Raw genomic sequence first — 7,456 nt, 5'->3', positions numbered from 1 at the left:
GTCGCTGGCGTCGAAGGCGTAGCCGGCGTTGATACCGAAGTAGGCGCCGGTCCAGGTGAAGACCGGGACGGGGGTGAACACCGGCGGCGGGGCGGCGCGGCGCGGCAGGTCGGCGGCCGAGGCGGCGCCGGTCAGGAGAGCCGTGGCGGCGCTCGCGAGCAGAAGCTTCTTGATCATCTGGTCCTCTGTCTCCCGTTGGACGGGATGTGTGCGGGGCGGACAGGACGTCAGGATGTGAGGGCGCGATAGTGCATTGTTGCAACAGCGCCGGCGGGGGTCCGGAGCCGGTGGACCGAAAGGTGCGCTGGAGCACATCATCGCGGCGTCGTGATCCGGTGTCGCGGAACTATTTCGCGACTTCTGTCGCGGGGTTCCGCCGCGACGACCAATATGCGGAGGTCGCGGCAGCTCATCTCCGCGCGGCGGCGCGCGATCTCGGTACGCCCGATCCCGTCGGCGATGCGCTTGATCCAGGTTGTTGCCCACCGGGCCGGTGCCCGTCACGCTCGCGCGGCGACTACCGCACGGGACACCGCACGGATTGTCGCCCGCTCGATCGGCGTGCGCGCGGCCGCGTCCCACACGGAGGAACGCCCCCTGGATCCCGCCTCGGGCCTGGCTCTGGCCTGTCGCAGCCTGGCGACCGCCCATTCTCTGGAGGACACGGTCGCGATCCTGCGCGAGACCGCGCGGGCGATCGCGGGCTCCGACGGGATCGCGGTGGTCCTGCGCGAGGGCGACGTCTGCTTCTACGCCGCCGAGGACGCGATCGAGCCGCTGTGGCGCGGCCGCAGGTTCCCGCTGACGACCTGCGTCTCGGGCCGCGCGATGCTCGACGCGGCGACCATCGTGATCCCGGACATCGAGCACGATCCCCGGGTGCCGCTCGCCCTCTACCGCCTGACCTCGATGCGCAGCCTCGTGATGGTGCCGATCGGCGCGCCCGAGCCCGTCGCCGCGCTCGGCGCCTACTGGTGCGCCTCGGTCATCCCGGACGACGCGACGGTCCGCCGGCTCGAGGACCTAGCCCGGCACGCGGCGGCCGCCCTGGCGCGGTCGCGTCCGGCAGAGTCGTGACGGTCGAGGCCGCGCGGATCGGCGGCCGCGGGATCCCGTTCGGGCCGGGATCGATCGGCCGTCCCGGCCGTTCCCCGCCCTCAAGGCCCCGCACGGAAGACCCAGACCCGCCACATGAAGCGCCTCACCCTCATCGGCATCTTCATCGTCCTGCTGCTCGCCATCGTGGCGATCGCGGCCACGTGGTCGAAGGTCACGCCCGTCAATCCGGCGGTCGCGCCGGACACGTCCGCGACGCCCAACCCCACCGGCGAGCGGAAATGAGGCCGCGCCGACGCGTCGCCCGGCACGCCGGTGCCGGCGACCGCGCCGGGAACATGCGGGGACCTCCCGCCTTGGCCCTACACAAAGGACCGCAGGGAGGGACGGATGGGACAGGATGTCGACGCCGCGCGGGAAGCCCTGGGAACGGTCCCGCCGGGCCGGCCGGCAGCCCCGGAGAAGCGCCCCGATCCGGCGGCCGGCGGCAGCGGTCCCCACGCCCCGGGTCCGGTTGAGCCCGCCACCGAGGCGGCGCCGGAGAGCGGCGGCTACGATACCCGGCCGGCCGCGCCGCAGCCGGACAACCGGAAGGGCGGATACGGCGCCGGCTGAGGCGCCCCGACCCCGACTCTAGCCATCGCCGCCCGGGATACGCCGCCGCCTCCATGCCGGTTCGCGGCCGGTTCGCGGCCGGTTCGCGCGGCTCGCCCGACACGGTCGGTCGGGGCTGCCGCGCGGGCAGCCGGATCACCCGCGACCGCGCGCGCCGCGATCCCCGACGGTGTCCGACCGGGTCGACGGACCGCGCGCCCGCGCGGTGCCAGAAAATCTCGAGATATTCATCGAGTCTTCGTTCTATATTTACGCTGTTTAAACCCTTACCGCGCCCAAACCGTGGGAACGTAAATCGCTCGCTGGAAGTCCGATCATGAATGAGACCTTCGATGAGACATCCAACACCTTGGCCGTGATGACCGCCGAGCTTGTGGCCGCCTACGTGTCGAACAATCCGGTGCCGGCCGCGGAGCTGCCGGCCCTGATCGCGCGCGTGCACGGCGCGATCAGCGGGCTCGTCGCCGGGACGCCGGCGGCGCAGGCCGGCGCGGCCCCACAGGCCGAGGTCGAGAAGCCGACCGCGGCCCAGATCCGCAAGTCGGTCCGGCACGACGGGATCGTCAGCTTCATCGACGGCAAGCTCTACAAGACGCTGAAGCGTCACCTCGCCAGCCACGGCCTGGATCCGCGCAGCTACCGCGACAGCTACGGCCTGCCGACCGACTATCCGATGGTCGCCCCCGGTTACGCCGAGCAGCGCTCGGCCCTCGCCAAGGCGATCGGCCTCGGCCAGCCCGGCGCCATGGCGCGGCGCGGCGGCACGGACCACTGACCCCGGCAGGCGTGTCGCCCGCCCTGGCGGCGACACCGCCGACCGCCCGACCGCCCGACCGCCCGGCCGACCGCGCTGTCATTGCCGGGCGCTCAACCCTCCGGGCCGGAGTGGCCCCGCGCCCGGACCCCGCCCGCCCCGGTGCGGCCGCGGGCGTAGCCCAGCGAGATCAGCCCGCCCTGCCGGGCGAGGCGCCGCTCCAGCGCGTCGAGATCGGCCAGAGCGTCCGCGATGGCCGCGACGAGAGCGGTCCACGCGTCGCCCTTCGCGGCCCGGTGATAGGCACCGGCGATCGTCTCGGCCTCCCTGAGACGAAACTCCGCAGGGGCCACCTCGGGATCTGGGTGCATCGCCGTTCGAATCCGTATAGAACATATCACGAACAAAGCGCATCGGCGCGGTGGGTTCAACCGCGGATGCGCCCCGTTCCCGGATCGCGGTGGAGTGCTGTGGATTGATCGAGGGAAGCTCAATGCCGACGCGGCTTTACCGCTTCCACTGCACGGACGGCCACGAGCTGGTGACCGATCTGCGCGGCAGCCGGTTTCCGAACGCGGCGCAGGTGCGGGCCCACGCCGATCGGGTCGCGCTCGCGCTGATGGAGCGGGTCGTGGAGCGGTTCGACTGGTCGGGCTGGCAGGTCGAGGTCTACGACGCCAAGGGCCGCCGGGTCTGGATCCGGGCCTTCCCGGATGTGTGCGTCGACAGGCGGGCCGCCTGAGACGGGTGGCCGAGCAGAAGGAGAAGCAGATGGCGTTCAAGCCGAGATCCGCCGCCGAGACCAAGGCGCGCGACCTGGGTCTGGCCCTGGCCCGGCTCGCCGAGGACACGGGCACGCCGGCCCATATCGGCGTCGACCGCTTGCGGCGCGCGAGTCCCCGGCTGACCCCGCTGGCGGTGGGTCAGATGGTGCGCCGGGAGCGGGACACCGTCGAGGCGACCCTGGCCGAGCGCGGTCTGGCGCTCGTCGACTATTCCGATCAGGGGCCGGGTCGCGGGATGGAATTCGTCATCGACGCGGCGGCCTGAGCGGCGCGGGTCAGGCCGCCGCCGGGCGGCTCCGCAGAAGGCGGCCGACCAGGCGGAACGGCAGGAGCGGCAGCTTGATCAGCGCCGTGACCACCAGCACTGCCACGACGGTGAGAAGCGCGAGAACAGAGTTCATCATGCGCGTCGGACTCCCATGACCGGCTCGCCCCTCGGGCCGGGTGCGCTACGAGGCGCCCGGATCACGGCGAGACTATGGACGGTCGGGCGCCATTCGGTCGCAGCCGGACATCCGCGCGGGGCACCGGATACCGGGCCCTCTTCGCGCGGTTCTTCCCGGCAGGCCTGCCCCGGTCAGGCCGCCACAGGCGGAGAGGAGTTCGGTATGCGCACGCGTCTCGCCGGAAGATCGGCCGCGCTCGCGGCCGCGGCCGCGCTCGCGGTGATCGGGTCGTTCGCGGCCCCGGCCCGGGCACAACCGGCGGCACAGGCGCAGGTGACCGTGCGCTACGCCGCGCCGGAGCGGTACACCGATGCCGAGAACCGCTTCGGCTCCGGGCAGCCGCTCCGGGTCACCCTGGCCGAGCTGACCCGGATCTTCACGGATCTCGGCACGGCGCGGCTCCGCCCGGACGAGCGCCTCGACATCACGGTGCTCGACGTCGATCTCGCCGGCTTCGACCGGCCCGGCTTCGCGACCCCGACCGGCCTGCGGGTCGTGACGGACGCCACGCCGCCGCGGATCCGCCTCGCCTACAGCCTGCGTCGCGGCGGCCGCACCGTGGCGCAGGGCGCGGACACGGTGACGGACATCAACTTCCTGCTGACGTCCAATCCCCGCTTCTCCACTGGCGGCCTCTACTACGAGCGGCAGATCCTGCGCGATTGGTTCGCCCGGCGCTTCCCGGAGCCCGCGGGCCGCGGCTAGAACCGTATCCGACCATGTTGCAGCGGTCGGGAAGGACGGCGAGCCCGGTCTCGCCAGCCGCGCCAGGCCCCCTCTCCCGCACGGGAGAGGGTTGGGGTGAGGGATCAGGTCTCTCCGGACAGGTCGCACCCCTCACCCTGTCCCTCTCCCGCACGGGAGAGGGGACCCGCGCCTCGTTCGGCACGGGCTCGCCGATCGCCTGCGTCCCAACCCGATCGGAACGGCTCTAGAACCCGTCTGCCGGCCCGACGACGCGACCGGGCCGGAGCCGGCGGCGCCCCTACCGGGCAGAGGAGCGGTGTAGTAGCGTCGGCGCGACCCGCCCGCCGGGCCGGCCGACCCGACCGGTCGCGGACCGGGCTTCCGCCATCCGCGCTGCGCTCGCCCGAGCCGGAGCCTCACGAGTCGGTCACCGCATGAGCGAGGCCCGCATCTTCTCGGCCGGCTGCAGCGAGCTCGCCGACCTCGTCCGGAGCTTCGACTGGGCGGGGACGCCGCTGGGTCCCATCGCCGACTGGCCGCGGAGCCTGGTCTTCGCGGTCAGCACGCTGCTGCAATCGCCGGTGCCGATCGTGCTGCTCTGGGGCGAGGACGGCATCATGATCTACAACGACGCCTATTCGGGCTTCGCGGGCGGGCGCCATCCCGAGCTCCTCGGCTCGAAGGTGCGCGAGGGCTGGCCGGAGGTCGCCGACTTCAACGACAACGTCATGCGCGTCGGCCTCGCCGGCGGGACGCTGTCGTACAAGGACCAGCAACTGACCCTGCACCGCTACGGCCGGCCCGAGCCGGTCTGGATGAATCTCGACTACTCGCCGGTCTTCGGGGAGGACGGGCGCCCGGCGGGGGTCATCGCGATCGTGGTCGAGAGCACCGAGCGGGTTCTGGCCGAGCGCCGCCTGCGCGCGAGCGAGGAACTGTTCCGCACCCTCGCCCAGGGCATCCCCCAGCTCGTCTGGCGCGCCGCGATCGACGGGGCCTGCATCTGGTCGAGCCCGCAATGGCACGCCTATACCGGGCAGACCGACGCGACGAGCCTGGGCTGGGGCTGGCTGGCGGCGGTCCATCCGGACGATGAGGCGGTCGCCGCGGCCGCGTGGCGCGACGCGCCGGTGAGCGGCCACCTCTCCTTCGAGCACCGGCTCCGCAACGCCGCCGAGGACCGGTTCTGCTGGTTCCAGACCCGGGCCGCGCCGGTCCGCGACGCGCAGGGCCGGATCGTCGAGTGGCTCGGCACCTCGACCGACATCGACGATCTGCGCCAGCTCCAGGAGCGGCAGCAGGTCATGGTCGCCGAGCTGCAGCACCGAACCCGGAACCTCCTCGGCGTCGTGCGCTCCATCGCCAAGCAGACCATGGCCCAGACCGGGCCCGGCGAGACGTTCCGGCAGCGGTTCAACGACCGCCTGTCCGCCCTCTCCCGGGTCCAGGGCCTCCTCTCGCGCTCCGATCAGGAACCGATCACGCTCCGCTCCCTGATCGAGACGGAACTCGCCGCCCTCGACGCCCCGGCCATGCCGGCGCGCATCCGGCTGCACGGGCCCGTGGTGCGGCTGCGCAAGGCGACGGTGCAGACCTTCGCGCTGGCCCTGCACGAACTCGCCACCAACGCGCTGAAATACGGCGCCCTCACCACCGCGCAGGGACGCCTGAGCGTGACGTGGCGGACCTACCGGGCGGACGACGGCGGCGGCCGGCTGCTGGTGGAGTGGGTGGAGGAGGGCCTCGTCCGCGGACCGGAGCTGGCGGACGCGGCGCCGCGGGGCGGCTACGGGCGGGAACTGATCGAGCACGCCCTGCCCTACGCCCTGAAGGCGACGACCAGCTACGAACTCGGCGCCACGGCGCTACATTGCTCGATCAACATCCCGCTCCCCGAGGGAGAAGCCGCAGGCAACCCCGCATGACCTCGAAACCACGCGCGCTGGCCGGCAGGCGGGTCCTGCTGGTCGAGGACGACTACTTCATCGCCGTCGATCTCAAGTCGGGCTTCGAGGAAGGCGGCGCCCAGGTGCTGGGTCCGGTCGCGAGCGTCGGCGAGGCGCTGGCGCTGATCGCCGGCACGACCGAGATCGACGGCGCGGTCCTCGACATCAACCTGCAGGACGAGCTCGTCTATCCGGTGGCCGACGCGCTGCACGCGCGCGGCGTGCCGTTCCTGTTCGCGACCGGCTACGATCCGGTCGCCGTGCCGTCGCTCCACGGCGCCGTCGCCCTCTGCCAGAAGCCGATCGACCCGCAGGTCGTGGCGCGGGCGCTGTTCGGCTGACGTTTCCCGGCTGCCGGTGGCGCGGGCCGGGCGGCGCCGCGGATGTTTCCCGTGAAAAATCCGCGCGGACATCGATTCCCGCGCCGCTGCCGGCGCCGCGCATCAGCGATCCCCGAAGAGGCGCACGATCGCGCCGGCGGCCAGCCAGAGGCCTCTCAGGAGCCACCAGACCAGCCGGCCCGCCTGGACCAGCAGCTCGACGGCTTCGAGACCGTCGAGCACCCGCCGGAAGAAGCCGCGCCGGCGGGCTGCCGGTGCGGGCTCGGGCGGTGGCTCATCCGGGCCGTCTCTTCCGCTCATGCGCGCCTCCGGACCACGGCGCCGGCCGGGTAAAGGCGGCGCCCCTCACCACGCGGCCTGGAGGCCGGCGGAGAAGACCTGGGCGGTGGCGCCCGTTCGGACGTCGCCGGCATAGCCCACTGACAGCCGCACGCCCTCGGCGACCGCCCCCGTCAGGCTCACCCCCAGAACCGCGCCGTCCCGGCCCAGCGCGCTCGTCCGGCCCGCGAACCCCGCCCCGAACAGGCTCGAGCGGATCACCGCCGCCGTGTCGGCCAACTCGTGCGCCCAGTACGCCCGACCCTCCAGCCGCAGGTCCGGAATGCCCGCCAACGCCCAGCTCGTCACCCGCCCGCCGACCAGGCTGCGCGCCGCGTCGAGATCCGCCACCGCGAACCCCTGCCCGCCGAAGCCCGGGTTGACCAGACCTTGCCCGACCAGACCGCCCCGCTCGGACACCCGGCCCCGCGTCAGCCGGTCGTAGCTGAAGCCCACCTCCGGCACGACCTCCACCGGCAGGCCGGTCGCCAGCGCGTACCCGGCAAAG

Annotated in this window: 13 protein-coding genes and 1 pseudogene; 9 read left to right on the top strand and 5 right to left on the bottom strand. The window is 73.0% G+C overall.

The genetic code is table 11. From position 1 onward, the window contains the following. Positions 1-177: pseudogene (locus ACLBYE_RS28600) on the bottom strand (porin family protein); the annotation flags it as partial. Between the two features lie 384 nt (positions 178-561). Between ACLBYE_RS28600 and ACLBYE_RS28595 the strand changes: the two are divergent. The 4 genes from ACLBYE_RS28595 (at position 562) to ACLBYE_RS28580 (ending at position 2,446) form a co-directional block, all read left to right on the top strand. After that, positions 562-1,077, top strand: coding sequence for a GAF domain-containing protein (locus ACLBYE_RS28595; RefSeq protein ID WP_447696747.1), 516 nt, complete (start codon positions 562-564; stop codon positions 1,075-1,077). 114 nt (positions 1,078-1,191) lie between these two features. Further along, positions 1,192-1,341, top strand: a complete 150-nt coding sequence (locus ACLBYE_RS28590) for a hypothetical protein (RefSeq protein ID WP_020096531.1) — start codon at positions 1,192-1,194, stop codon at positions 1,339-1,341. A 105-nt stretch (positions 1,342-1,446) separates the two neighbouring features. Beyond that, positions 1,447-1,671: a hypothetical protein gene (locus tag ACLBYE_RS28585; protein ID WP_447696746.1), complete on the top strand. Its 225-nt coding sequence runs from the start codon at positions 1,447-1,449 to the stop codon at positions 1,669-1,671. A 316-nt stretch (positions 1,672-1,987) separates the two neighbouring features. After that, the gene (locus tag ACLBYE_RS28580; RefSeq protein WP_447696745.1) at positions 1,988-2,446 is read left to right on the top strand and encodes a MucR family transcriptional regulator; all 459 of its coding nucleotides are present in this window, start codon (positions 1,988-1,990) and stop codon (positions 2,444-2,446) included. Between the two features lie 92 nt (positions 2,447-2,538). Here the strand turns inward: ACLBYE_RS28580 and ACLBYE_RS28575 are convergent, their stop codons facing one another. Beyond that, positions 2,539-2,796, bottom strand: coding sequence for a hypothetical protein (locus ACLBYE_RS28575; RefSeq protein WP_447696744.1), 258 nt, complete (start codon positions 2,794-2,796; stop codon positions 2,539-2,541). Between the two features lie 122 nt (positions 2,797-2,918). On the opposite strand from ACLBYE_RS28575, the gene ACLBYE_RS28570 reads away from it, so the two are divergent. Then, positions 2,919-3,167: a DUF6894 family protein gene (locus tag ACLBYE_RS28570; RefSeq protein WP_020096527.1), complete on the top strand. Its 249-nt coding sequence runs from the start codon at positions 2,919-2,921 to the stop codon at positions 3,165-3,167. A 29-nt stretch (positions 3,168-3,196) separates the two neighbouring features. Next, positions 3,197-3,475, top strand: coding sequence for an adenylosuccinate synthase (locus ACLBYE_RS28565; protein ID WP_447696748.1), 279 nt, complete (start codon positions 3,197-3,199; stop codon positions 3,473-3,475). A gap of 10 nt (positions 3,476-3,485) precedes the next feature. Here the strand turns inward: ACLBYE_RS28565 and ACLBYE_RS28560 are convergent, their stop codons facing one another. Then, complete coding sequence (locus ACLBYE_RS28560; protein ID WP_020096525.1) at positions 3,486-3,614, bottom strand: hypothetical protein; 129 nt, start codon at positions 3,612-3,614, stop codon at positions 3,486-3,488. Between the two features lie 204 nt (positions 3,615-3,818). Here ACLBYE_RS28560 and ACLBYE_RS28555 point away from each other — a divergent pair, with 204 nt between their 5' ends. The 3 genes from ACLBYE_RS28555 to ACLBYE_RS28545 all read left to right on the top strand — a co-directional run bounded on the left by ACLBYE_RS28555 (position 3,819) and on the right by ACLBYE_RS28545 (position 6,630). Beyond that, positions 3,819-4,361, top strand: coding sequence for a DUF3016 domain-containing protein (locus tag ACLBYE_RS28555; protein ID WP_447696743.1), 543 nt, complete (start codon positions 3,819-3,821; stop codon positions 4,359-4,361). Between the two features lie 416 nt (positions 4,362-4,777). Further along, entirely contained in the window at positions 4,778-6,268 is a 1,491-nt protein-coding gene (locus ACLBYE_RS28550) for a sensor histidine kinase (RefSeq protein WP_447696742.1), read from the top strand. Beyond that, positions 6,265-6,630 (top strand): response regulator, encoded by a 366-nt coding sequence (locus ACLBYE_RS28545; protein WP_447696741.1) that lies wholly within the window; start codon positions 6,265-6,267, stop codon positions 6,628-6,630. The genes ACLBYE_RS28550 and ACLBYE_RS28545 overlap by 4 nt, the downstream gene beginning before the upstream one ends. A gap of 102 nt (positions 6,631-6,732) precedes the next feature. Here ACLBYE_RS28545 and ACLBYE_RS28540 read toward each other — a convergent pair whose 3' ends face one another. Together ACLBYE_RS28540 and ACLBYE_RS28535 are read right to left on the bottom strand one after the other, a co-directional pair. Further along, positions 6,733-6,930: a hypothetical protein gene (locus tag ACLBYE_RS28540; RefSeq protein WP_447696740.1), complete on the bottom strand. Its 198-nt coding sequence runs from the start codon at positions 6,928-6,930 to the stop codon at positions 6,733-6,735. A 45-nt stretch (positions 6,931-6,975) separates the two neighbouring features. Next, on the bottom strand, positions 6,976-7,456 hold a 481-nt coding region (locus ACLBYE_RS28535), incomplete at its 5' end, for an autotransporter domain-containing protein (protein WP_447696739.1).

Source organism: Methylobacterium sp. A52T (genome assembly GCF_053346095.1).
Note: the sequence above shows the minus strand (reverse complement) of the source record. Positions and strands in the feature narration are given on the sequence as shown.